Below are 26,109 nucleotides of genomic sequence, written 5' to 3' on the forward strand. Positions count from 1 at the left end.
AAACATGACTACCAACCAGATAAAAACCTTGCGATTGCCGCAGGGGTAATTGTCGTGCGTCTACATCAACAGGAGCAAGTATAATGACAGCAACTATTACACGACCCACTACCAAAAAGCCAACTAAAGATAAACAAGAATCCCCGTACAAGAGACTTCATGTGATTATCCCCATTGAGGATATGCTTTGGGCTTCACAGCAAAGACCCTCAGTTAATCAATTGTGGCAGGAATGCTGGACTTCTGACCCCTATGGTTCTCGGTGGATGCCCTTATCTACCGCATTGGGTTACAGCAGTTTTATCTGTGCAAAGAAAATTCTCTCTGAAAGCGGGTTGTTCATCTTCAAGCCCGACAAGTCGATACAGGATGGACGCGAAACTGTGGGCTGGATGGTCAAGAATTTGCATGGCAGCAGAATCAAGGAATTTTGGGACAAAGTAAATGCTGAAACTCAGGAACCAAATTCTACAAAACAACAATCAAGTGCTGAGATTTCACAGATAGATGCTGGCTCTGAAGAAATGCGTTGCAAATACAAAGCGTCTATCTCAGAGAAAACCCAGTCAGAGCAAGGGTTACAGAAACCCTCACGAACTGCTCAGAAACACCTCACGAACTCTTCAAAAGAGATCGTGAGGTGTGATTCTTCCACGCCAAAGGAAAATTTGCACAGTGAGCCGACGGCTGACGCGCCTTTGGGGGGCGCGTCCCCTCAGACCTTGGAAGACGTGGAAGAAGGAGAAGAGTTACCTGCGGTAACGGACTGTACATCGCTGTCGCTTGTGGATGTTGTACCAAGTCAACCCGCTCTGTTGTTAGAGAAAAATCAAGATTTGGGTGTTGAGCCGAAAGTTAGTCATGAAGACCATATTTCCGCCGCGCCCGTTGTCCCTGGTTTTGAAAATTTGGGAACTCAAAGTGAGGAACCAGCAGAACATAGCCAACCTGCTCCGTTGTCGGCAGAAAAACAGGACATGGGGGATGAGCCGAAAGCCACACATGAAGATACTTGTTCCGCGCCGTCTGCCCTTGAGCCGGAAACACAGCCTGACAAATGGTCGAGTGAAGCGATCACCCAAAGGCATAAGGCGAGGCCTTGGCGGATGGAAAAACTTAAAATGGCAGGTTTACTCAAAGAAAATCCTGGGTTAGATTTTCTCATGAAGTGCTGGAACGATGACCCAGCCTTGCAGATTGTGATTAAAGGGTTGGTGCGGAAGTGTCCGCAGTGGGGTTACGTTGTGGTGGATAACGAGTTAATGGAGTGGGGGTAAAGCAATGAAGTAAGGATGCGATCGCTCATCAGTTAACGTATCTTTAAATCAAACCTAAGCCATGCTGAGTTAGGAGTAGATAAAAGATATTGAATAACTTGTAACGATTAGTAAAGCAAAGGGAAGCAGACAGTACAAGGTGGGCAGTGTTACAATATTGCGAACTTTTTTATCAATTTTTTGTATAATATAAAACTTAAAATTGATTAAGTAAGAGCTAATAAACCTACAAACTTATGACAGTAGTAGCATTTACATATAGAGAAATGCGAAGAGCATGGCAAATTAATTTGCAAGCTTCTATAAATGGTTCCCGTAATAATGCACATAGACTACTTTTATTTTATGCAATTGAATGTGGTTTGAAAGCTATTTTGATGGAAAGGCAAGGGGTTACTTGTACAATAAATTGTAAGGAAATTGGTGAAGCCCAACACAACATTAACAAACTTTTGGATCTTTTGAGTGCTGGACACACTTTAAAATTGCCAAGCCAATTTAATATGTCTGTTATAAATAACAAAGGTTTAAAAGAAGAAAGAAAAATAAACTCCGGTAAGATAAATCAAATGTGGCGTTATGGCGGAAAAGTTATAGATATGATAGACCGAAGAGGCAATACGGTAACAATTACAGATGAAGACTTAGAAAAATATTTGATTAAAATATCACACTGGATTGAAAAGGAACTAAGATAATCATGAAAGCAATGAGATTTCTTACATGGCTTGACGTAAAAAGATTTGTTCGTAAGAAGACTATTTATGGTAGACAGCTGCCAGAAGGTATTACTAATATTAATTGTTTTTCAGATGCTTTAGAAATTAGTATTGTTAGCTTTGAATACCTTGCAATAGTAGAATCTATTTTACAAAATTGGTTTAGCGATTGGTATCAAAAAGACAATTCTATTATACAACTAGATATTGGCAATGCAGTTTTACCAGTAGAATTTTTAGTCGAAGAACTACATATATCAAACTCTTTATCTATACGACCATTTTGGGAAGAAGTTGCATATGTGAGTAGCAATGATGAAGATACAAATATAACTAATAATTTAATCTTACCAGAACCATACTCTAATTTACCTTTCTTGGTAGCTTTTTATTCTTTTAAAGGAGGTGTTGGAAGAACAGTACACCTAGCTGCACACCTGTTTGCTCTGCTGCAATATGCTAAAGAAATTGATAAAGGAATAACTATTTTAGTTATTGATGCAGATTTGGAAGCTCCTGGTTTAACTTATTGGGATCGAACTGAAAAACAACAACCATCAGTTTCATTTATTGATTTTCTTGAAGTTTATCATTATTCATCCCTACCCAATGAAGAAACGCTAGATTTTTTTGTAAAAGAGATTAAAAAATCTCCTAAATCGGAAGGAAAATCAATTTTCTACTTTCTCCCTGCTTGTTTGAATGATGAACAATTATTAGATACACCAGTTTTACCTGAACATTTAGTTCGCAGCCCAAAAGGTGAATGGACTTGTGGTAACGCTATTCATCAATTAGGAGAAGCTTTAAAAGCAGATTATGTATTAGTGGATCTTCGTGCAGGACTAAGCGAAATTTCTAGCCCATTAATCTTTGATCCAAGAATTCAACGTTTTTTTATTACTACGGCTACTGAACAATCAGTTACTGGATTAAACCTAGTTTTGGAACAGGTAAGTCGGATTGCGCCTTCTGATATTGATATTGATAACAATAAATATTTTGATCCTACAGTTATTGTTACTTTTTTAACTCCAGAACTGAAATCACTTCCAAATTTTGAAAATGCTTTAATTAAGTTTAGAACATCATATGTTCAGGCTATACGTTCTGAAGAGTCTAGTATTTATTCTAAACGACTGGATATTAAAGAGACTGATTTTGCCCAAGAGCTTCTTTATATTAATAACTGGGAAGAAGCTCGAACAAAATTATCTTCTACATTAGTTATGAAGATTGCAAAAGAATGGGCAGAATCTCAATTTAAATCATCAGTTCAACAAGTTAATTCAGCAATCCAGAGTAATGTTGAATCATCTACTCAAATTGAAGAAGTTCGTAAGTTTAGAGATATTTGCCAGCAATATGAGTTTGCAGAAAGTGGTGAAGGAGAAGGTTTATTAGTTACAGAACCTCTTAAAAATTTAGCCACTACTTTTCGAGATGAATTACCTCGTATAGTCTCAATTGGCGCTAAAGGTGCTGGTAAAACTTTTATCTATGTTCAATTATCAAGATTTAAGTATTGGGAAAAATTTATTCAACTTGCTTTAAAAGAAGACAATGATCTGGGTTTGAATACATATATTTTTCCTGTTTTACAATCAGGTACTCTTAGAGATGCAGCAGAGCAAATTATTAAAGAAGCTAGAGATGCCGTTAGAGTAGCATTAGGGAATACAATTCCTGACTTTTTACCATCTGAATACCAAGATAGAATAAGAAAAGCTATTCTCAAAGAAGATGCTAATGAATTAGAATGGACAGAGTTTTGGATTCGTGAAATTGCAAGAGCTGTAGGACTACAAAATAAAGATCCAATTTCTTTATCAGATATTAATATTTTTTTAAAAAATCAGAAAATTCGTATTGTCTTCTTGTTTGATGGATTAGAAGATGTTTTTGTAGAAGCTGCTACTAGCCCTCAACAGCAAATTGCATTAAGGGCTTTAATAAGCTTACCTAAAAGATTATCTGAAATTAGACAATCTAATCTTGGATTAATTATTCTTTTACGTCGTGATTTTTTACGTTATGCAATAACACAAAACTTAGCTCAATTTGAAAGTTTATATCGTTCTTATGATTTGTCTTGGGATGTGGATTCATTTTTAAAATTAGTTTATTGGGTGTGTAGTCAAGCTAAGGTAATTGAAGCTACTGAAGCAGAGATAGATAGCTTAAGTAGAGAAGAATTTGTTACAAGGCTAGAGAAACTATGGGGTGAAAAACTTGGAGGAGTTAATGAAGCATATACAGCTAGCTGGGTATTTGCAGCTTTAACAGATTTTAAGGGTAGGTTACAAGCTAGAGATATTGTTAGATTGCTTTATCATGCTGCTGATATTACCGTGCAAAGAGCTAGAGAAATTCAGTTTGAGAAATGGTCTATCAATCGTCTTTTGCCACCTCAAGCTATTCGTCGAGCTTTAGAACCATGTAGTGAGAAAAAAGTAAGAGAAGCTAAGGAAGAATACCCCGAATTTAAAAAATGGGTAGATAAGATTGAGACAGAATATACCCAAGAACAGAAACGAATACCATTCATTGTAGAAGATTTAGATTTAGATCAAGTAACGATTAGAATGTTAGAAGATATGGGTGTTATTTATGAAGATAGAGCTAAAGATGATGTAGCTCGATATTATATGCCAGAAATCTTTCGTACAGGACTTCAGTTTAATTTAGAAAGAGGAGCAAGACCTCGTGTCTTGGTTTTAAAACGTAAGGCGTTAGGCATAGGTGTGCTTTGAAAATAGAAACTAAAAATTTTAGCAATTGCGTATTTCCAAGTCTCCAATGACCTCAGTTCTACTTTGGCATTTTTACATTATGGCGAATTTTGAAGGGGTATGCAACAAAAAAATATCACCGATTTTGTCAGAAATTCAGAAATATCGATCACAAGTGAAACCAGAGAAATGAAGTCACTAGAAAACCGATTCGCTAATAAAATCTAAGTTTAATAAACCCTGTTTTGAGGTCTTTTATGACTAAACTTTCGTTGTCGTAACTCAACAAAACCTGGTTTTTTAACATAATTCCGATTACTGAATTGGTGTTCTAGGGTAGTAACTTTTTACCATCGATAGTGAAAGGTACAAAGGCAAAAAATTTATCGCCTGGGCAGATGAATTTACCTTGGAACAAGCAGAAGGTAACGGAGAATACGGAGGTACATGAGGTAGCAGCACAATTTATTCAGGCGAATTGCTATCAACCGCCAGTGCCAGGTATCGGATTCATGAAATGCTTATTACTGCGTGGAAAATGAGGCATAAATAAATGGTTACAAACTTCTGAAAGCCTCCTAATAAACACATTTTGTAACCCTTATATAGCAAGGCTTTTAGCCAAACAAGAAAAATGTGTTTGTTTCATTCATTGGGAGGGGATTTAATACTTTTGACTTTTGACTTCCCCTCTTGGGGAACTTATATGTTACACTTTGCCATTCGCAACGCGAGAGAAGAACGGAACCAACCCGCCCTCGGCAAAACCGCGCCGGGTACTGCCCCTGCAAACCCATTCGGTTTATCTTTAATACCCTTGATGATCTCGTTATAACTCACCCAACTACTCTCCTCCTCCCCACCTCTTGATTGGCCTTCTTGCTCTCGGTCACTATACCATCCCACGCGCTTGGCAAACTCCAAATAATTTGACTCATCCCTATCAGTCCACTCATATGGTTGGATACCCAGTCTATTCCCAGTGCTAATCCATATCTCCTTCTGCACACTGAAGCCAAAACGGTTGTCTGAGCCTTTGACCCAAAGGTCGTTGATTCTTTGTAGATCTGGACAAGAGAAACTATTCATTTGCCCTAAATTTATCCATCCGTCTCTTTCTCTTTTAGCAATATTAAGCATGAGTTTATCTGTTTCACGGTCAGCCGCCTCCCAATTTTTAGCCTTCAAGAAATATTTAAGTTGAGCATATAAGTGTTGTGTCAGTGAGGTTTCAACTTCTTTATCTTGAGGTTTTAGCTCCTTTAAGCTTCGATAAACTGATTCAATATTTTCGCCTGTGAGCAACTGATTATCTTGAGTAAAATCAGTTTCATTGGGATGTCTTTTTAGAATTTCAAAAGCTTTACTATAAGATTTTATAGCTGGCTGATTTTGTTTGTTTTGCGCTAATAAATCACCGTGAGTTTTGTAAACTAATACTTGAACTTGTAAGCCTTGGCTCGAATTTAAGATTGTCTGATCAGCTTTGGGTAAATATGATTGACTGTTTTGAATTTCATCTTTAGCATTACTCCAGTCTTTCAGTCGTTGATATGCTTGGGATTTAGCAGACAGTAATAATGCTTGTTTGAGTTTATGGTTATCAATATTAAAGGATGATGCTGCTAGTCTTAAGGCTTCATCTGAGTCTGATGAACTTTGGTTTCGCAATTGTCCAGCCAGGGCTACAAGTTCGCGGACGTTTGTAACTTCGGCTTTAGTATATTCATTTTTTGCGCTTGTTTGTTTAAGTTCATTTTCTTTAGCTGTCAGCTTTGCTAAAATCTTTAATTCTTGATCTTTGGCTGTATTTAAATCTTGTCTAGCTCTTGCAGCCTCTTGCTTAAATTTTGATGCGCTATCTTTAGAAGTTTTGGCTTGCTGCTGCGCTTGCCTAGCAACCTCATCAGCTTCTATTGCTTTTTGTTTTGCTGATTTTTCACTTTCTTTGGCTTGCTGTTCTTGATTTTTTGCCTGTTCAGCACTTTCTTTAGCCTTCCGTTCATTTTCTTTAGCTTCTCCCAAGCTTTTTCGGGCTTCATCAACTTGTGAATTAGCTGAATCAACCCGTTTATTTGCTTCCTGGATTTCTGAATTTGCTACTTCAAGCTTCCTTGCAGAATCTATTCCTACAGTTACTGCTGCTAGAACTGTAATAACCAACACAACAACCCCAACACTAATTCTTCTTTTAGCTTTTCTGTTAGCCTCACTCAACAATTGATTTCTTGCCTCTACTGCCTCCCTATCCTGTCTCTCACGTTCTAATGCAGCTTCTTGTTGCTTGGCAGCAATTTCTTCCTGAATTTCTTTGCCTTCACTAGCCGCTAAAAATTGCTGGTCTTGGTAGCTCAAATTTTTATTAGAACTCCATTGTTTAGCATCCTCTAAAGCCTGACCACGCAACAACCGTGATTCATCCTTGCCTCCAGAAGCTACCCAAGCCCGAAAATTTTCAGCATAAGGACGTAATTTACCTAATTCAGTATCAATCCACTGCTCATTAAAAACTTGTTCGTAGATGGGATTATAAAGCGTTAAGTAATCATCTCGCTTGACCACTAACCCCGACAGTTGCAATTCCCTTTCTTCAGAAGTATTCTGGAACTTGAGCTTTCCAGCTTGGCGAATTTGGCGATACAACTCAAGCAAGTATCCTGCTTTTTGTTCATTGTTTAGGAGCCGATTTCTAATCGTTTTTAAATGTTCTTGTTCATCCTGAGATTCCCAGTTTTCAATTAAGTAAGTTCGTGCCAATTTCTCAGTAGACTCAACTTCCTTTCCCGACAATATCAACGCTGAGTTATCTACAACTAACTGACACAACCTCTGAGTTAAAAAAGGCTGCCCTCCCGTCCACTTGAGGATTTCTGGTAAGAGAGCCTGGGGATTTTCAGCTTTTGCTACTAATCCATGAACCAAAGGCTGGGCTTCCTCTAACTTAAAACCCTTGAGATCAATTGCTTGACCAATATTAAAAGGAGTCCGTTTCTTGTCGCTAATCAATTCAGCAGGAGCCGCCACCCCCAACAGTGCAAAAGTTAAACGCTTGTAGTCACTGTTGCCTGCCCGTTTGTTATAACAGGCACGAATCAGAGCAAAAAAGTCGTCAGTGAAAGGCAAATTGAGGGTGCTGTCGATCTCATCGATAAAGATGACAATACGCTGACTAATTCCTGGCAGTAATACCGTTTCAATAAATTCTTCTAAGCGCTCGACTGGTGAGAGAAAGTCCCTCTCTTTGAGCCAAGTACGGGTACGGGTATTATCCAGTAAGCCAAAATCACGGCTGAGTTGGTTAATGATGCCGTTGTACCAGCGTTCTGCCTGCTCAACTTGACTATCCTTAGCGGAAAAATCCAAGACAATTCCTGCCCAGCCCTCTGACTTTAATCGCGCTAGAGTACGTACCATCAAGCTTGATTTTCCCATCTGGCGGGAGTTCAGGACATAACAAAATTCTTGTGCTTGCAGAGCTTGGTAAAACTGATGATCTGCTGCCCTGGTGACGTAAGAGGGGATATCTTCACCCAAGGCTCCCCCCACTTGATAGCGATAGTTGCCGTTGAATGATTGGTTCACGCCCTTACCCTCAATCGTGACTGAAAATAAGGACGGTACAGGCTGGGGTGGCGGAGAACTACTTCATTGCCTTGTAAAGTGACTAAGCCCATCCCATTTAATTTAAAAGCAGCCATTGACGGCAAGCACACAGGTTCTTCGGTTCCCACCACCTGTTGAAAGGCTGTGGCTAACTCTGGGTTTTGCTGCAAATTCCACAAATGCCGCCGCAGGTGTTCCCCATATATCCCCGCATCAGTCGCAGATGTTGTTAGAAGTTGGCTTAATGTCAAATCTCCTTGGGCAATGTGATACAGGGCAAGCCTCACCAGATAAGGATGCCCTCCCAGCATCTTCATCAGTTGTCTGATTTCCTCCGTCCCCCAATTCAGTCCATGCCGCACTACTAAATCTAAAACTTGCTCTTGGTTAAACTCTGGTAACTCTACTGCCAGCCCCACATTAAAGGGCGAAGAATTGGTATCCATTACCACATAAGATTCTGTAGAATGAGCGATCGCCATCCGCAATTTAGCCCAAGTTTCATTGACTTTCGCCTTTTCATTCCAGGAACGCAATAGAGCTAAAAATTCTTTAGCCACTGCATTGTAGGGAAACAGCCGATCTAGTTCGTCCAAGCCCAAAAATAAGGGAACCGTCAAATCTCCCAATATGCACTGCTCAAAATAATCATTGCAGTTTTCCTTGGGGCCAAATAACTCCTCATCCCAAAATTCGGACACTTTTCGGGGGGATATTCCTAGCTTGCGACTGATTAATGCACAAAACCGTTTCAAGAAAACTGTTAAATCTTCAAAGATTGCCTCATCAGTTTCTAAGAAGTCTAAGGTAGCCGTGCGATAACCTTGCTCAGTCGCATGATGGCAAATCCTCGCTAAAAGGGAAGTTTTTCCCATCTGTCGGGGGGCTTTGATGCGAATGAGTCCGGCGTTTCTTTCAATCTGCTCTAAGCTGCGTGATTCCCACGGTTCTCGCTGGACGTAAAACCGAGAAGCTAGTTGTATCGTTCCACCTGGAAGTTCTAGTTCCGCTACGGGCAACGGTGGGCGCTCTCGGTTTTCTACAATTGGTGTAGGCGTAAATTCTTCGCTGATCTGTTCTTGTGCTGACCCTGTTGATAGGAGTGAGAGGATTTCCGATAAGATAACTGGCGTGTCCGCCTGAGATTTCCATTGCCTCTGCTGAATGTTCTGCAACAAACTTCGTATTTCGTAATTGAGTGGGTCATCAAAAGGTAAATTGATCCTCACTGGCAAAATGACGGGTTTACCCAGCTTATCCTGTAATTCCCTCGCTGTTCTGACTTCCCCTGCCACCATATCACTAGTTGCTGATTGCTCTGACAGCATTAGCAGGAAATAGTCACAGCGTTTCAATTCTTTGTCAATGCGTTCTACCCAATTTTGTCCCCAGCTAATGCTTGCCCCAGCCATGAAAGCTTCGTGTCCAGCAGCTACCAGTTGGTTGTAAAATTCTTGTGCTAGTCCGGCATCTGGCTGTTGAGAGCGATAGCTGATGAAAACTCGCTTGCTAGACGTTGGCTTTGCTGAGACACGAGAGGAAGCGTTTTGAGGGGATTCAACTGAGTCTAGAATATTTGAAACAATCTCTTGTCCCGGCTTTTCATCGCTAAATTGTAAGTTTTTCTGTGACTTCTGCGCTAAAACTGGTATTTGTCCTTGTGAAAGGTCTTCCATTTGAATGGCAACTAAACCTTCGTCAAAAGCCCTTTGGAATACGTCTTGAGTATCTAAGTTTTCGTAACCCAATCCGTCATAAAACCCTTGAGCAAACACAATTGCGGCTTTGTCACCAATCGGCTGGTTCATGCCAATTGCATAATCAATATGTTGGCTAATTGCATGAGCGGGTTTAGCTGAATAACAAGCGTTGAGTAAGACGCAGTTGACATAATCGGCGTGTAACTTAAACAGCGATGCTAAACCTTCTGGCGGAACGGGTTTGTTGTTCCCTCCATCATCTTCCAGCAACAAACTGCCATCCTCCAAGCCATGTCCGCAGAAATGAACGATGAAAGGGTGTTCTTCTGCGATCGCACGACGAATATCTTGAGGACGTACAGCCGTTCTAATGCGAATCTCAAATAAATCCCGTTTTGTGGCGCGTCGTATGGCTTCCTCAATTTCCCTAATCTCTCGATCCAAACGTAACCCATGAGGGATTGCTGCCAAAATCAAGATTTTTTGCTGCCGGGTATTCTGATTTACTGATGTCCCCTGCTGCTGTCCAAGGTGAATATTATAAGTATCGCCGCCTATGCGCCCTGCATTCACTATGCCTGCATTAATCAACCCACCACCAAACTGAGAATTGGGTGCATTGTTATTGGTGACTTGCTTCTGGTCTTGTGAGTCCGGCATGGGTTGGTTTTGGCATACTTAAGCGTTGTTATTGTAAATACTATCACCTTTAGTTTTTAGGTCAACTGAGACGAAATTGCTCTTAATCCCGCCGAAATTCCATTTGGACGAAGTGGTCTTGCAGCAGCTTGTGGATGAAGCGGTAGCGGCCGCCGACACGCTGGAGTAGCATACGCTCGGTGCATTAGTCGAGGAACCGAGCGTAGTTCCAGGGGATGTAGCTGTTGGCGGAGATGGTGTGCCAATTTCTAGTGAGGTAATAACAATTAGAAAATAAAAATTCAAATAGATTAGTAAATGCTAACTAACTTTAGAAAGTTGGTACAGTTGAATTAATGTGTCTGCTCTTTTATCATCGTATGTAATCTAAAATTAAACCTTAATATTAAATATTATCGACTGTTCCATACTGTATAAAAATTTTGATAACTCAAATTTTGAGAACAGAACCACAAAATTTGATAGCAAATTTTCCAGCGTTTAAAATCTGTTTCTCGAATTTTATTATTTAATAGAAGCTTCAATTTAGAAACTACTGATTTTATTTGTGTTTTGTTTCTACCTATACTTAAAAAATTAATCAACCAACTAACTTCATCAGGCTGTGCAATAATACTGTAACCCATAAAAGATTGACTCTCATCAGTATAAAGAAGTTCAAGACTATTCTGAGTATCAAATATTTTATTAACTAAAACTGCTAGAGCTTGTGAATTACTATGTTTAATTTCCTCCAAGGCTATAGCTGATACACAACGTTGCCAATATGATTCTTGTGAGTTATTTAATATATCTTCTAAAGCATCAATTGCATCTCTATTATTTGAATCAATTTTTCCTAAATTTTTGGCAACAAAATAACGAGTATTGTTGGATATATTGCTGTTTAAAAGTTTTAATAAAGCATTTTTAGCTTTATGGTTTCTAGTACCATTTGCTATCTCTCCTAAACAATTAACAATATCAATAACTATATAAGGATGATTATCTAATTGCAAAATACTGATGAATTTGTCAATAATTATTTCAATTGAATTTGAATTAAAATCAATAATTTTTATTAAACTTTTGCTGGCTTTATTAAAATTATCATAGTGTTTATAGTTATCCATTAAATATATTAGAGCAGAAATAGCTTCTGGACAACCTTTTGCTACTTCGCCTAAACTATTAGCACTGATACTACGTAAATTCCAATCTTGAGACTTATTTAATATATCTATTAAGGTATCAATGACTATTTTATTTCCATTGCCTATTTTTCCTAAACTTTCTACTGCTTTAGCACGAACATATTTACTTTCGCTCTGATTTAACAGTTGCAGTAGTATATTTATTACTTCAAGATTATCTACTCCTATATTTCCTAAAACTTGTATAATAAGCCCACAAATTTTTTCTTCTCTAGTTATATTGGAAAATCCAACTCTTTCAATATTGGCATTATAGTTTTTAATTTCCGAATGATTATTTCTCTTTGCAATTTTATATTTGCCAATCAGGTCAATTAGCATATAAATAGTTTCTGAAAAATTAACCTGAATTTCCCCTAAAATTTTAGCTGCATATTCAGGAATATTATAATCTTTATCATTTTCAATTGAATTAATCAAAGTATAAAATGCTGCTTGATGACTAGGTAAGATTTTTGTTAAAGTTGCCGCAGCTTGTACAATAGTTCTTTCATCTTGACTATTGCACAATAAATCTGCAAGCATCTGTTCTACTTCTGGAGACCCCGAACCTATCTCTCCTAATACTTGAATAGCGTTATACCGACTATATAATTCATCAGGATTATTCTGTATAAAATTAATAATTTCATTAACAGCTTTACTAGAATTAGTTTCCAATAAAGCTTTCCTAGCTTCTTCTCTGAGTGGATTTAAAGCCTCTAACCATTCTTGCCTCTGAATATCAAAATATCCAAAAGCCCATAAAACAAGTTGTTCTATAATTTTTTGTTCATAAGTACAATTTCTAAATTCAGAAATTCCGGCTGCTGCAATAAATACAGCTTTGTCCCAGTAAAAATCATTGCATCTATCTTCAAATTGCACGAGAGACTGGATCAAGTTTTCTTTTTGTTCTTTGGAAATATCTTCTCTTCCTAACCATAGCAGTAAAACCTCTCTCCATTGCGTCTCAAAAATTCTATAATTCGCATCTGCATGGCTCGGATTTTCAGGAATGTGATTCAAAAAATAATGCCAATCATCAATCGACAAAGCTGCAAAATACTCCTGAAAGGTAGGATGAAAAAACGCATACACTGCTCTTGTATGATGCTTTGCCTCTACCCCCACTTTATTCAACCATCCCAACTGTAACGCTATCGCAAATAAGGAGTCTGTATCATCTGGATGACCCAAATACTCACATACAAATTCTTGCCGTAACCAAAACCGCGTTGCTTCCTTATCAATCGCCTTCTGTGCCATCTCTGCTAACGCTGCATTCAATTGCCTGCGCTGCTCTCTTGTCGTCTCAAACCGATCTTTCTTCCATTCATAAAAATACGAGACAAACTGCTCGTATAACCCTGCTTTTGTTTGAGGTAAATTGCCCTCACCTGAATGCCAATTCAAACACAGCAGCATCAGGCGCAATGGGTTTTTTACCAAATCTCGAATCCTTTCCTTCCCTGGTTCCCTTAACGCCACACATAACTGTTCTCCTGTGTGCATTTGTGCTGGCGATTGAGAGCCAAACCATTTGCAAATATACTCCTCTACTTGCTGAGGATAGGAAAACTCCAAAGTGCGATAGTTATCAAAAGAATCCAAAGCATTGCTCCCACCATCCCAAAGATTTAAGCGACAAGAAAGTACAATCCGCGACTGTTGTAGTAAACCACCTTGGCGAATTTGTTGCCCAATTTCTTCTAATGGGTTGCCCAGCGTTGACTGCATTTCATCAACCCCATCCAGCACCAGCCACACTAACCCCTGGTTAAATTGCGCCACGAAATCATCTTTAACTTGGGTAGATGCTTCGGCTTGCCCTGCTGTCCGGGCTACTGCTTTCAACCATACTTCTAACAAATATGTTTCTAGGTCACGCGATCGCAAATCAGCCAGAGAAACCCAAATCACAACAGACTGTTCTATCTTCTTCGATACCCATTTGGCAGTCTGCTGTAACAGTGTAGTTTTCCCTGCTCCTGGTTCTCCGATAATCGCAATGCGTTTCCCCTGACTTTTGGGGCTTTGTCTGTCTCTTAGTACCTGCTCTAGAAACTGCTGATGTTCAAACGTTTGTGTAATTTCTGTTTCGTGATAAAGTTCCGAACCTTTCTCTGGTGAAACATCCTCTTTTATCCGAGGTGGCTTTTTACGCTCTACAAGACCTAATGGCACATACACCTGCTCTGTTCTGTAGGTAATTCCCTCACCAAATGTTAGTGGATTTGTTGTGAGTCGCAGATGCTCATCTAACAGTGAGGAGCTAACTTGATGCCAGTTAATTTCTAATTTCTGGTTAGGCTGCTCATTGTAAATATTGTAGATATCCCCGCCGATTCTTTGAGCATTGACTACCTCAGCATTAATTAACCCACCGCCAAACTGGGAATTGCGTAAGTCATTGTTGTTGATATGCTGTGGGTCTTGAGAATCAGGCATGACGTTAGGGTTAGCGGATTGAGAGTAATTGTTATAAATACTTACTTACCTATTTCTTCCGTCAATAGTACTTGTATCCACTTTGCCAGATGTAAGTTAGATTTATAGCGGTAGCCATGTTGGTTAGGACGCTGCTTGCTTGAGAACAGTTTCCATAGCATCACGTAGATGATCTGATGAGGGTAAAAGCTTGCGAACCCGACTTTTCAAAGTAGCCCAAATCTTTTCAATTCGATTGAGGTCTGGTGAGTAGGGTGGTAGGTAAAGTATCTGACACTCTGCCGCTTCAATTAATTGGGCAATTCGACCACCGTGATGAAAAGTGGCATTATCAACAATTACCCATTCACCCGGACGCAAGACCGGAATCAAACAAGTTTCCAACCAAGTTTCAAACACACTACGGTTACACGCTCCCTCAACGGTGAAGGGTGCAATCAGTTGACCATCTCGATAGCCAGCAATCATGTTAATTCGCCCCTGTCGCCGACCTGATTTGAGGTCATAGAAGCGTTGCCCAACTGGGGAATATCCGTAGCCGTAATTATCGCGTTCATCCATGCCCGATTCATCTACATACACCAGATGGGACGCTTTAGGATTTTCTAATTGCGCTAAGAATGCTGCGCGTTTGGCTTCAGAGCGTTGACTATACCCGTAGGTTTTTTTTTACGTGTATATCCTATTGTTTTTAATGCTCTAGAAATCGTTCGCTGGCTGATGTTTCCTGACCATAATTTTGCCATTTCGCTTTGGGTTTTATCCCCATGCTCTTTGACAAATTTGCCAAACTTCTCCCAATCATCAATTTTGCCTTTGTGCGGCGATGCTTTTCTGGATTTCGGTTTAACATCACCCGTTTGGGCTTTGCGCTGCAACCACAAGTTAATCGTATTGCGACTGATATTGAACAGTTGACTGGCCTCAGATTTCTTCAGTCCGTCCAACTCAATTGCTTGTATTACTTTTTGTCGGAAATCATCACTATAAGGTTTCGCCATTGGCACTAGCTAGAAGCAATAGATACTCTTATAGTCTATGTCCTAACCTGCATGGCTACAGCTATATAATGAATTGAACGCTATTTTAAGTTAGGTCTTTTCATCATTTTAAGTTAGGTCTTTTCATCCTTTCCTAAAGTTTCGCTAATGTAGTTTAGCTTTTATAAATTCTAAATCTTTGTCGATTGCTAACCATAAAACAATATTGTCAAGAATTTTAGCAATAGAAATACCAAATTCAAGTAAAAACACAGCTTCTGAAAGCCGTCCTTTACTAGCTATTTTCGTTCCTTCAAACCACAACTCGTTAACTAATGAAATTGCTTCTTGATGCGTACTACAAGAATTGATAACTGCTTCAGGTTTAAGCTTCCTGAGTTTTTCAATTGTCTCCGCAGTAATATCAGCAGAAAAATTTTCGTTATCTAGCTCTTCCTGCTCAAAATAGGTATCGACTTCCTTGACTAATTTTTGATTAGACTTGTATTCTCGTGCATGATTCTTGATAGCTTGCAACTGTTTATCAATTGCATCTAGCTTTTCAGTAAGTTCCTTGAGTATAAGTTCTTCTTCCTGAAGTTGTTGTTCATATTGAAACTTGCGAGATGGATCTGTCTCAATTACCCATGCGTTTCTTATATTGGTAACTTTCTGGCTTTGGATTGTGTAAGTTTTTTCTAGTGCATCTGTTTGAGATTGCAATCGCTGCTGTTGATTAGTTGATGGGGCTGGACTATCTGATGTCATCTGCTGCTGCCCAAGGAAAATGTTGTAGACATCTCCACCAATTCTTTCAGCATTTATAGACTCAGTATTAATTAAACCACCACCAAACTGAGAGTTAGGTAAGTTGTTATTGATGGCATTGAGCCGAGATGTCTGCAAATTCGGAAATATAGGCTGGAAAGTCTTGTTATATATAGCTTTCAGCTTTTTGGACACCTCCAGTTTCACCCAAATACAGTCAAGCTAAATTTAGTACACACTTACCAATAAATATTGTTTTTAGGTTCTCAAATACCAACATTTGGGTGAAAGTTGGCATTTGACAGCAGAGTAACATTGGTTTTTTAGGGGTTTTGGGTATGACGAAAGAGACTATTCAATCATCGAAAGTTGGTAAAAGTCAAAATCAATAGCGTAAATTCCGCAAAAACAGATGCGATCGCTAGTAACTAACAGTCGCTAAATACCTGATATATCAAGGATGACAGCAATTATGTAGTCTTGATGCCACATATTAGGCGACCATTTGAAGCTGCAATTTCTCTAACTACCAAATTCTTTGAAACCCAGAATTAGCAAGGGTTTTCAGCCTCTATTTCCGAATTTGCAGGGATCTGATACCGTTGGCGAAATATTGCTTAACATAAAAACGGCGAATTCTCGGTGTATTACACGGAGAGCTATAACGATCCTCTCCATGTAATACACCGAAACAAGAAAACTAATTTAGTTGTTTAAGGAATTCGCCAACGGTATCGGGATCTCGGCTCCATGCCTTGATGGCCTTATTTAGGTCTTCTGAGTCTGACATAGTTCAGTCTAGACAGTTTTAAGCGTTATCATTGTCAATATAATCACCAATACCTTGTACGTCAACAGGTGCAAAATTTCTCTTAATCCCGCCTAAATTCCATTTGAGCGAAGTGGTCTTGCAGCAGCTTGTGGATGAAGCGGTAGCGGCCGCCGACACGCTGGAGTAGCATACGCTCGGTGCAGTAGTCGAGGAAACGGGCATAGTTCCAGGGGATGTAACCGTTGAAGTAGAGGATGAGACGTAAGGCGAAGTGTTTAATCGCAGGAGTTCCACTTTTGGTTATTCCAATAAATATTCCCAAAAATAATCCGAAAACTAGGCTAGAACTTAAGTCTTGTTTTAAATTAATATCTGATGGTAAAACTATTTTAATTAGCAACATTGATAATGTAGCAAAGAAAGTAACTAATATTGAGATATTTATAGTATTAGTGATTGATTTATAAGTGCCTTGATTGGGAATAGTTTTATTTTCTAATTCTCTCACATTAATCCCGAAAGCCAACCCAAAAAACAGCCCAAAGTTCACCCCCAAAAGTAGCCCAAACTTGAGCAATTGACTGAGCGCAGTATTCAGCCCATAAAGCCCAGAAGTCAGCCAGCTATTCAACAAATAACTCAGCGACAAAGTATTTAAAATAAGAAAACATAGTACATGAATCAGAATATAAATCAGCACATTGAGAAACTTTTTTACAGGAAAAATTATAGTTTCACTTGCATGAATTTCATCTCCAATCAACCCAAACATCATTCCATTAATCAACCCAAACACAATCCCAAATACAAGGCAAAATATCAGCCTGAATATCACAAGTATCAACCCACCAGTCAAACCCAAACGAAGCCCAAATATCAGACCAAGAATTGATCCAGAAATCAAACCAATATTCAGCCATTTTGTAGTTGTTTTATTAAAAATACCTACGATATTACCCAAGTAACTTATTTCTTCAATTTTAGATTCTATAAACTCTATAAACTGTTTAATTGTATTTTCTATAGACTTACCAAGCAGCCCATTATTCCATCTGTTAGTTAATCCAGAAATTAATCCAGAAATTAACCCAAAAATTAATCCAAAGATTGACCAAAAAATTGATTCAGAAATTGACCCGGAAGTCAACCCCGAAGTTGACCCAGAAATCAGCCCTCCTATAGCTCCCCAGACAGTGCAGTTATAAATAATTTTGTTAATTTTAGTTTTTAATAAACTAGGCTGCATTTGTTCAATCAGAAAATCATATTTTGATTCTTGTTGCATTTGTTGAGCCAACCAAACAAGCCACATTCGAGTTTTTATAGCATTAGGTACTTCATATTTGAAGTATGCTCTACTGTTAATATTCCGAGCCAACATTTGATATATGTAAGTATTTAACAAATACCGAACCCGGTCTCCTGTAGATTTAAAATGTTGCCATTCTTCAAAAGATATGTCTTGGGAAATTAGAATAGTAATACTAAGTAATAAGGGAGTTTTAACCAAATCTAGTATGTTTAAATCGCTACTAATGGTTGACCACAGTTCTATAGAATTTAGATAGGTTAGATAACCACAAATTTGATTATTGCTTAAAGGCTGTAAGTAGATAGCACCATTAAGCTGTAATTGAGTTGAGTAGTTATTATATTCCTCAATGCGACTACAAACAACTAAATAAAGTGGTCTAGTTTCGCCTGTTAAAAATTGATTAATTGCATCAACGCAGAGTTCTTGACTTTGTGATTCAAGTTCATCTAAACCATCAAGTAACGGTAGTAATTGGTAATTATTTACCCACTCTTGACCAAGTTTATTTGAAACACCGTATTTAGAATTGAGTTCTGTCACCAACCAATTAGTTATAGATTGTCGGTCATTTTTCCATGAAGACAAGTTAAATAAAACGGGAACGGGATAATCAGGCTGTTCCTCTGCGCGTTTAATTAATTCTTGAGCCAGTTCTAACTGTGTGGTGGTTTTACCTGACCCTGGCGCACCTAAAATTAACAGTTTCCCTGCAATTTCCGGGGAATCAAAAACTTCTAAAATAGTTGTCGTGTCTGGGAGAGGTTTAGGAGGTTTCAACCCAATTTTTATTTCTGTGTCCCAAGGGCGTTTTACCTGCTGGGGTTGTGACTCCTTCCCTAAATTAATCAACACAGCATTGTGTAGAGATTGGCTTAACCGTGCGGTCACTTCTTCCTTGACTGCGGCTAGTAGTATGCGCTCATTCTTCGGTCGAGCCGGGTTGCCCACTGGTGTTGTCTGCTGCCCAAAGAAAAAATTCAGAATATCTCCGCCTATTCTTCCAGCGTTTACCGTGTCAGCGTTAATCAACCCACTACCAAACTGGGCATTGCGTAAATCGTTGTTATTGATTTGCTTAGGGTCTTCTGCATCCGGCATAGTTAGTTTGGGCAGGCTTAAGCATTGTTGTTATGAATACTACCACTTATTTCATCTGTGTTAACTGTCCCGGCATTAACCAAGCTTCCACCAATCTGAGAATTTCTGATCTCATAAGTTGCTCTACCTGCCAAGAGCTTAACAATCTCACTTAAATCAGCACTTTGCTTGCGGTAAATCTCTATCTGTTCATCTTTACCTTGTAGTTGAATTTGGTATTTTTCCTCTAAAGCAACAAGTGCTAATTCATACTCTCGTTTCAGGTATTTCTCAATTTCTGCTTTATTAGCATCGGCAGGAACGTTTACTTGAATTACAAAAGCACCATCATCCTTGTTTTCAATAGCTCGGATGCTTAACTCTTCACCACCACATTCAACCTGTAGTTTTTGGAACGAGATTAAAAATGCTTGCCAATCAATACCATTACTAAAAATTAGGTCAACTGTTTCTTGAGATTTTTGAACTAACTTGGTAAACTCGCCAGGGGCAAAGTTACCACTGCTGGGGCGACGTTCTTGCTGGTTTTGACGAAGGTAGATGTAGTCACAAATTACATCTGTAAGAACAGTATCGTAATTAATACCCCAACTTTCTATGTATGCTCCAGTTAGATTAGCACCTGTAAAATTTGTACTGTCTAGTTTTGTATAAGATAAGTTTGTATAGGATAAATTTGTCTTCTGTGCCTGAGATTTACTTAGGTCTACTCTACTTAAGTCCGATTCATGAATATCAGCATTAAACAGATTAGTTAGACAGAAATTAGCTTCACTTAATCTAGAATAGCTAATAATAGCATCTCTCAAATCAGCACTATTAAAATCACATTTAACAAGATAAGCTCTGCTTAAATTTGCTCTAACTAATTTCGCTTCTTTGAAGTCAGAATATTTAAAATTACCTTCGACAAGAAAACTATCAGTGAAATCAGCTTTACTCAAACTTGCCTGTTCAGCATAGACTCTATTGAGGATTGATGAAGTAATTTTAGCCTCTCTTAAGTCAGCCTTAGTAATATCAGATTGTTCTAAATTAACTTGTTCCATATTAGCATTTATCAACAATGCTTCTATCAAAATACTTTTATATAAAGTAACACCATAAAGATTTGCACAGATGAGATTTGCTCTAGTTAAATCAGCATGACTAAGGTTTGCTCCACTAAAATTAACTCCGAGCATATAACAATTAGTAAGATTAGCGTTACTAAGATTAGCGTTACTAAGATTAGCGTTACTAAGATTAGCGTTACTAAGATTAGTGTTACTAAGATTAGCGTTACTAAGATCTGGAATCATATTTAAATTACTTTGTCTCCACGCATTCCAAACCTCTACTCCCTGCCTTAGTATCGCCAGATGCTCCTCATTCGCCATCTTCAGCTAACCCCTCTGCTCACCTGTTACAAACTACTCTGCATCCTGCCACCCGTCGATTGATGCCAGCAGTATATTCACTACAGGATGGTCAATTAGCTCTTTAAACGCTTCCGTTCCCCCAGCCTTCAACGCACCAATGACCCGTGCTTTCAATGTTGGGTTACTCTCAATCTCATCCACTGCCTTGGCCACAACTGTCATTTTCTCCGATGTCGTTGCCGTGGGGTATGTCTGACTCAGTTGGTTGAGAAGCTGCTGTATGTCTGCTGCGGCTTGGGCAAGGTTCTGCTTTTGCTCTGGGTTATAGTTGGTGATGTTGCCGCCGATTTGATTTGCGTTTACGGTGTCGGCATTGACTAGACCACCTGCGAATTGAGCGCCCTGTAAGTTGTTGTTGAATACTTGTTTTGAGCCTTCTAACATGATCGTATCTCCTTGGTTTTGATAAGTCTGAGCGTAGAAGCTAGGGCGTTGTAGTGCTGTCACTACCATATTCTGTAAATCAGCAATTCTACTATCCTTTTCGGCCATTAATTTCTGAACTTCATGTTCTGCCAGAGCTTTTAGCTGATTATACATGGCGAAATACTCTGCGCTCAGTTCGGATTTATCGGCGGCGATCGCTGTTTTAGCGCGGAGCAAAAACTTATCCTCACCACGCACTTCCATACCTACAATCCGCAAATCTGCTTCTGGGTGATTTTCGGCTAATTGCTTGAACGAAATGGCGATCGCTCTGGGGTCAATGCCTTGGCTATGGTACAAGTCGAGTGTATCGAAGATTGGTTTGATAAAATCTCCAAACTCGCCGTCTGCAAATACTTCCTGGCGATTGTCTGGTTTACGGTGTGGGTCTGGGTTGTCTGGTGTAGGCAGACGCATATAAACGTATTCACACCGCACTCCGTCAAACTTGGTATCAATTGTGATGTTCCAGTCTTCGATGTATGCTCCGGTAAGATTTGCGCCTGTAAAGTCTGTGCCATCGAGTTGCGTTTGTACTAGCTTGGCTCTGGTCAAGTTTGTGTCTTGTAAGTTGGCATAGCTCAATTCTGAACCGATGAAGCTGGCATCTGTTAGATTAGCACCTTTAAGATTAACTCCACGTAAGTCTTGACGATTAAATACTGTGTTTTGCCCTTGCTTATTAACTAATAAATTTACTGCTTGAGGATTTTGAAGGTAGGTTTTCTCAAGTCGAGCATAGTCAAGCATTTGAGACTGATAGAAATCAGTGTTTGTTAAAGTCGCATCTCTCAAATCCACATTTCTAAGTCTAGCTTTCTTAAAACTTGCATTACTCAAGTCAGCTTTATGAAAGCTTGTAGCACCTTTAGAAGCTAAAGCAATAGCAGTGTTACGAATAAAATTATATTTTTTATTTTCTTTTATAGCTTGGTAACTTATACAAAGACTCAGCAATGCTATAGCTATAGTTATTACTACAGTCAGAAATACAATAAATACCCCAATTATGCCAGATGCAAATTTCAAGAAAGATGCGGTTACGGCAGCAATTAGACATAACATTACCAATATGAAAATAATTACAACTATGGTTTTATCAAGAGCAACAATTAAAGTTGTTAATACTATTGACCCTACAATTACTACAGCTATAATTAAAATTCCTGCCGATGCTCCAGTAAAAGCTGCTAAAATTTTAATTCCAGTAAAAATTAAAACTGTTATACTCCCTACCACAATAAATAGTAGTACACCAGCTTCTAATCCTTGAAAAAGCGAAGCATATAAGAAAATCACCAATAAAATAGTAGTAGTCGCGCCTGTAATTAAATTCTCGAAGTTGAAATTTTGAGCTATTAGTGTAACAAAATAATTAGCTGTATATGAGAAAAATCCTAATAGTCCTAAAAATAAGAATGAGCAGACAGATACGTACATAAACCCAAGATTTTGTCTGCCTGCTTTAGCATGATAGAAATTTGCACCTGCTAACTTTGCTCCTCTAAAGTCGGCTCCCCGAATATCTGCATAGCTAAAGTTTGCACCTGCAAGGTCTTGACCTTTAAATGAACGACCTCTGAGATTCTGGTGAGAATAGTCTTGCAGCATAGCTAGGTTGCAGAAAGCAGGATTTACCTTAAATTTGCTTTAGTTATCGGTTTTACGGACTCTAGCACAAAAATTCTTACTTGATATGGCAATATTTACAGAGAACGCCCATAGTAAGATATACTGCACTCTGCTAAATTTACACTTATAATCTAAAATTCAGGGACAGAAAGCCAAGCTACTCCAACAAAAGCTAACTTGAGGAATCTGCTCTAGAGATGGAACCATTTGTATTAACTGGCAATTGGTTGACATTTCATAGTTTCACTCTAATAATTATTTTCTGCAAGTAACGTAAGAAGGATATTTATATGCTTTTTGTTCCTTATTACATTGTCTTTAAGTTATGATACAGGTGTTTCGTCATCTCCTGTCTTCCAACCTTCTATAGTTGCTATTAATATATTTATTAGTGGATTAGAAACCATGTCTCTAAGTGCTTCTGAACCTCCAGCTTTTAGGGCTTGAACTAATCTTGATTTTAATGGAGGATTACTTTCAATTTCATCAACAACTTCAGCTATCATGGTTAACTTTTCACTTTCAGTTTTAGTTTCTTTATTTTGAGAAAGTTGGTCAAGTAGCTGTTGAATTTCTGCTGCTGCTTCAGCTAAATTTTGTTTTTGATTTTGATTATAGTAATGATTATTATAAGTTTCATATTGCTTATTATCATAGAAATTTTGATTAATTACTAATGGTAAAGCTGAAGTAGTAGTAGTTTGTTTAATTAAATTTAGTGCAAATAAAGTTATTAATCCTATAAGAACTATTAAAGCTTGCTTGATACCAACTTCAGCAGTGGAGAATACCATTATAAAAATTAGTATTAATGTAAAAAGCAACAAATAGAATGCTGTCAAATATTCAAATTGGATTTTGTCTTTCTGAATTAAGCCATATTGTTTAACCAAATTTGAATCGTATTCATTAGATTCTGTTTTAAAATCATTACTTTTTTCTAAATCTTGCATTTTATTTATCCTTTTATTGATTATTTTGCTTTTTATCAGAAATATCTACTAGGTTTTTTTCAGCTTCTTTTGGTATTTGATTCATTTGACTAATTAAATTAGTAATATCATTTACAGGTATATTTAGATATGTAGCTAAACTTAAAATTAAAATTAATGGGCCAATGAATGGATTGCCTATTAAAATTAAATATAAACCAATTAAACAGCCAATTCCTGACCCTACAAATTTAAAAGTCAGATTTGTAACTTCAATTTTACGAGCTAAATTACTTTCTTGCTGAAGATTATTGATTTTTAGTATAGCTTGTTTCTCCTGAACAGACGTTTGTTTTTGGATTGCCTCAAGTTTTGCTAAAGCTAGTTTTTCTGCAATTTCTCTATCAATTTGAGGCTGTAAATTATCTAAAATCTTTATTAATTCAGGTAATTCTGAATTATCAGCCTTTTTAATACGTTCAATAATATTCTCTCTAACGCTATGTAAATCTAAATTATCTTGCTTTGCTAAAATAGCAGAATTATTAGACTGCGTTGAATTAAATTTGGTGATTCTTGTTTCTTCTGGCTGTGGTTCTATATTGTCAGGCATTCGAGTGTTCCTGATTAATTAAGTATACTTGGACTAGTTTTTGAAAAAATTTAGCATGATTTTTCTTTATAGTCAAAATCTTAACTAAGTAGGAAAGTTTTAACTCAACACCATCGAAGGAAAGCGATCGCGCCAGATACAATCCCAAAGCCTTCAAATCTCGCGCCACCACTTCCATAGCTGCAATACCACCGACCTCAATAGATTCCACGAAATCCTCACGGGAGTTAAACGGGAAATCACCAGTCTGCCAGAGTCCTAAGCGATTGGCATAGGATAAGTTTGATACTTTGGTGGCTCCGGTAGCAGAGACATAGACAACCCGTGCCAGGGGTAGAGCATTTTGTAAGCGCAGCCCGACAATTCCCTGTTGTGATGCACTGACCAAGCCGAGTGTACCTTCTTGTGCCATTGCGTTACCCATAGAGTGGCACTCGTCAAAACAAATTGCACCCTCAAAATCCTTACCAGCCCACTCAACAATTTGCTTGAGCCGGCTTTTGCCATTCTTTTGGGAACGTAAAGTTGAGTAGGTGCAGAACAAGATGCCTTCTGTGAAAGGTATCGTATTACCAAGCTTGATGTTACTGAGGTCGATAATATCTTTCTCATTACCTCCCAAAGCATACCAATCTCTACGGGCATCTTCAATCAAGGCAGAACTTTTCGATACCCAAATAGCTTTTCGCCGTCCTTGACACCAATTGTCGAGGATGATTCCCGCGCACTGTCTACCTTTACCCGCGCCTGTGCCATCGCCAAGGAACCAGCCACGACGAAATCTAACAGTATTTTCGGCGTTATTTGCGGCTACAGTCACGTTATCCCATGAATCGTCCACAATATAAGACCCTGATAGATATTCGGAGTGAGCCTGACCTGCGTAGACTAAACTTTCAATCTGTGCCTCGGATAACAAGCCTTGGGTGATTATGTGCTGAGGTAAGTGGGGTCTGTAAGTTGGAGCCGGGGGAGAGACAAGGGCTAATGCTGCACTTTCACAAAGCAGCGACGGATGTGGTTTTGCGTCCTTGATTCGGATTCGCTGTGGGCGATAGGTTTCGTACAGAGTATCTTTTAAGCCTTCAGTAGCAGCCCAATCAATAACCTCATAATCTAAAGGTGCAACATCAATAAATTGGGATAATGTTTGAGTAATTGGTGCTGATTGAGATTTTGGCTTAACAGTATCTAAACGAATTGCTTTTGATACGGCTGTTCGGGAAGAAGAGGTAGTTTGTTCCCAAACTGGTCGCGCTGGCAGTTGCTCAACCAGTGCGGTGAGTTCTGCTAGTTCAACGGTATCGTCAATACAAGGGATTTGTTGAGGGTCAGCTGCCGGAATTTTGTCGATCACCGTCAATCGGGTATCAATGTGAGTTCCGTGCTTGCTGTAGACCTTACCGTTGATACCAACTGAAAGAACTACGGTTGCTTTCTCCTGCATTTTGTTAAAGGTATCTCGCCAAGTAGGATTGTTTGGCGAAAACCAGTTGGCGGAGATTGTTACCAACCGTCCGCCATCGCATAGCCTTTGCAATGCCGAGTTAATATGCCGTGGTGTAGCATCAGGATTGCGGCTGTTGATTTTGGGTGATGCCGAGAAAGGTGGATTCATCAAGACGACGGATGGCTGAGTCTTGCCAGCCAGATAGTCATTGATTTGTTCGGCGTTAACAGAGAATAGCGGAACACCAGGGAACAGTCGCCGGAGAATCTTGCTTCTGTCGCGTGAGATTTCGTTGAGCATCAGACTCGCACCCTGAAGTTTGGCGAACTGAGCTGTGACTTGAACCATTAAATGAGCTTTTATCTCAAGATATGCTTCGCAAAGTAGG

Annotated in this window: 16 protein-coding genes and 1 pseudogene; 4 read left to right on the top strand and 13 right to left on the bottom strand. The window is 38.7% G+C overall.

Annotated elements, in window-relative coordinates; translation table 11 throughout:
* Positions 1-83 precede the first annotated feature (83 nt).
* The 4 genes from ACM5QX_RS20985 (at position 84) to ACM5QX_RS21000 (ending at position 5,270) form a co-directional block, all read left to right on the top strand.
* Positions 84-1,277 (top strand): hypothetical protein, encoded by a 1,194-nt coding sequence (locus tag ACM5QX_RS20985; protein ID WP_414755279.1) that lies wholly within the window; start codon positions 84-86, stop codon positions 1,275-1,277.
* 236 nt (positions 1,278-1,513) lie between these two features.
* Positions 1,514-1,975: a hypothetical protein gene (locus tag ACM5QX_RS20990; RefSeq protein ID WP_414755280.1), complete on the top strand. Its 462-nt coding sequence runs from the start codon at positions 1,514-1,516 to the stop codon at positions 1,973-1,975.
* 2 nt (positions 1,976-1,977) lie between these two features.
* Entirely contained in the window at positions 1,978-4,749 is a 2,772-nt protein-coding gene (locus ACM5QX_RS20995) for a KGGVGR-motif variant AAA ATPase (RefSeq protein WP_414755281.1), read from the top strand.
* 338 nt (positions 4,750-5,087) lie between these two features.
* Entirely contained in the window at positions 5,088-5,270 is a 183-nt protein-coding gene (locus ACM5QX_RS21000) for a hypothetical protein (protein ID WP_414755282.1), read from the top strand.
* A 160-nt stretch (positions 5,271-5,430) separates the two neighbouring features.
* On the opposite strand, the gene ACM5QX_RS21005 is transcribed toward ACM5QX_RS21000, so the two are convergent.
* The 13 genes and pseudogenes from ACM5QX_RS21005 to ACM5QX_RS21065 form a co-directional block, all read right to left on the bottom strand.
* Positions 5,431-8,310, bottom strand: coding sequence for an AAA-like domain-containing protein (locus tag ACM5QX_RS21005; protein WP_414755283.1), 2,880 nt, complete (start codon positions 8,308-8,310; stop codon positions 5,431-5,433).
* A complete protein-coding gene (locus tag ACM5QX_RS21010) occupies positions 8,307-10,691 on the bottom strand; it encodes an AAA-like domain-containing protein (RefSeq protein ID WP_414755284.1) in 2,385 nt (794 codons plus the stop codon). Before ACM5QX_RS21010 ends, ACM5QX_RS21005 begins: the two co-directional genes overlap by 4 nt.
* A gap of 56 nt (positions 10,692-10,747) precedes the next feature.
* Positions 10,748-10,936 carry a hypothetical protein gene (locus tag ACM5QX_RS21015; protein ID WP_414755285.1) on the bottom strand — a complete coding sequence of 63 codons (189 nt, stop codon included), beginning with the start codon at positions 10,934-10,936 and terminating at the stop codon, positions 10,748-10,750.
* A 147-nt stretch (positions 10,937-11,083) separates the two neighbouring features.
* Complete coding sequence (locus ACM5QX_RS21020) at positions 11,084-14,050, bottom strand: HEAT repeat domain-containing protein (protein WP_414755287.1); 2,967 nt, start codon at positions 14,048-14,050, stop codon at positions 11,084-11,086.
* A gap of 387 nt (positions 14,051-14,437) precedes the next feature.
* Positions 14,438-15,315 (bottom strand): IS630 family transposase gene (locus tag ACM5QX_RS21025; RefSeq protein WP_414755288.1). Its coding sequence is split into 2 segments (ribosomal slippage): positions 14,438-14,983 and positions 14,986-15,315, totalling 876 coding nucleotides; the frame shifts between segments, so codons are not numbered across the junction.
* A 144-nt stretch (positions 15,316-15,459) separates the two neighbouring features.
* A complete protein-coding gene (locus tag ACM5QX_RS21030) occupies positions 15,460-16,257 on the bottom strand; it encodes a hypothetical protein (RefSeq protein ID WP_414755289.1) in 798 nt (265 codons plus the stop codon).
* 677 nt (positions 16,258-16,934) lie between these two features.
* Entirely contained in the window at positions 16,935-19,247 is a 2,313-nt protein-coding gene (locus tag ACM5QX_RS21035) for an NACHT domain-containing protein (protein ID WP_414755290.1), read from the bottom strand.
* Positions 19,248-19,264: 17 nt separating this feature from the next.
* The gene (locus ACM5QX_RS21040) at positions 19,265-20,431 is read right to left on the bottom strand and encodes a pentapeptide repeat-containing protein (protein WP_414755298.1); all 1,167 of its coding nucleotides are present in this window, start codon (positions 20,429-20,431) and stop codon (positions 19,265-19,267) included.
* Between the two features lie 15 nt (positions 20,432-20,446).
* A pseudogene (locus tag ACM5QX_RS21045) lies at positions 20,447-20,626 on the bottom strand (pentapeptide repeat-containing protein); the annotation flags it as partial.
* 33 nt (positions 20,627-20,659) lie between these two features.
* Positions 20,660-22,705, bottom strand: coding sequence for a pentapeptide repeat-containing protein (locus ACM5QX_RS21050; protein WP_414755292.1), 2,046 nt, complete (start codon positions 22,703-22,705; stop codon positions 20,660-20,662).
* 344 nt (positions 22,706-23,049) lie between these two features.
* Complete coding sequence (locus ACM5QX_RS21055; RefSeq protein ID WP_414755293.1) at positions 23,050-23,679, bottom strand: hypothetical protein; 630 nt, start codon at positions 23,677-23,679, stop codon at positions 23,050-23,052.
* Between the two features lie 13 nt (positions 23,680-23,692).
* Positions 23,693-24,271 carry a hypothetical protein gene (locus tag ACM5QX_RS21060; RefSeq protein ID WP_414755294.1) on the bottom strand — a complete coding sequence of 193 codons (579 nt, stop codon included), beginning with the start codon at positions 24,269-24,271 and terminating at the stop codon, positions 23,693-23,695.
* The coding region (locus ACM5QX_RS21065; RefSeq protein ID WP_414755295.1) for a strawberry notch-like NTP hydrolase domain-containing protein at positions 24,264-26,109 on the bottom strand (1,846 nt) is incomplete at its 5' end. The genes ACM5QX_RS21065 and ACM5QX_RS21060, both read right to left, overlap by 8 nt.

This window comes from Anabaena sp. CCY 9910 (genome assembly GCF_963920875.1).
Lineage (GTDB): Bacteria > Cyanobacteriota > Cyanobacteriia > Cyanobacteriales > Nostocaceae > Trichormus > Trichormus variabilis.